At 46.3% G+C, this 1,135-nt stretch carries 1 protein-coding gene; it reads right to left on the minus strand.

Annotation, left to right across the window (positions count from 1 at the left end; all coding sequences use genetic code 11):
• Positions 1-1,046: paraquat-inducible protein A (locus R7M72_RS25415; RefSeq protein WP_318056499.1), on the minus strand; the 1,046-nt coding region annotated here is incomplete at its 3' end.
• Positions 1,047-1,135 lie beyond the last annotated feature (89 nt).

Genomic DNA, 1,135 nt, shown 5'->3' on the forward strand with positions numbered 1-1,135 from the left:
GGAAGGTATTGAGCCTTTTGCGCATTGTAATACAACCACGCCAACGCCAACATTTTCGCCATCGGGATAAACACACTCGCGAAGAAAATCACCATGGCGATAGGGTAGGAGCCTAAATGCCACAGCAAGATGACGCCTTCCATAATGGTTGAACCTTCTGAGTGCCCAAGACTGACGGTGTACATCATAGGGTAGAGGTTTGCTGGGATATAAAAAATCACCGAGGCAAACAACAATGCCCACGCTTTTTGTAGGTTCTCGCTCGGGTTGTATTCGTGAAGTCGACTGTAACAGCGAATACAGCGCTGATGTTTTTTATCCTCGATGGGATTGAGTTGGTGGCAAGTGTGGCAACCAATGTGATTGTGGTTGTGGTGAGTGTCACCTTCTTTGACGCTTGGTAACTCGATTGCCGGAATAAAGTGCCCCCACAGCCAGCTTTTATCGACCATTGAAATGCATTTCACCACCAATATCGTGTATACACAAAACGCCCAAAACGAGCTGCCCATACCGATGTCGGCCAGAGACGCAATTTTAATTAAGCTCACCAATACGCCCATTAAAAACACATCGACCATTAACCACGGTTCAACTCGAAACAGAATTCGGCAAAGTATTTTGGCCATACGCTGCTGCTTTTTAGACGGCGGATGGTTGCGAACTTTTAACGCCTCAAGGTGCAGAAAAAGGATCAAACCCACATAGATAGCAGGCAAAACGACGACCGTCGCGAGCAGAAGCGCACCAAGAAGGGCGTTTTGAAATTCAGCCAGCATTTTGGCTGCGTGAAGCAGAGTGATCTCTTGCGACAACCCTTGCACGCTGAATGACATGAATGGGAAAGAGATACTGAGCACCAGCATGATCAAACACGCAGACGATACCGCAATCACGCTTTGATAAGGCTTGGCGTTAATTTTTGTAAGTGAATGCGAACATCGAGGGCATTGAGCTTTTTGCCCTTGCTCGATCTCCGGAATGCGGACGACAAGGCCACATTCTTCGCAAGAAATTAACTGACGTGAATTAGGTTGAATACTCATTGGGTAGGTTTTGAATTCATTTGTCCTAAGAATACTCTGTTTTCACTAGACACGCTTGTGTTGATTCAGGAGTTTACGAGTTTCTTACT

Origin of the sequence: Vibrio sp. YT-18 (genome assembly GCF_033337345.1) — a bacterium.
Taxonomy (GTDB): domain Bacteria; phylum Pseudomonadota; class Gammaproteobacteria; order Enterobacterales; family Vibrionaceae; genus Vibrio; species Vibrio alginolyticus.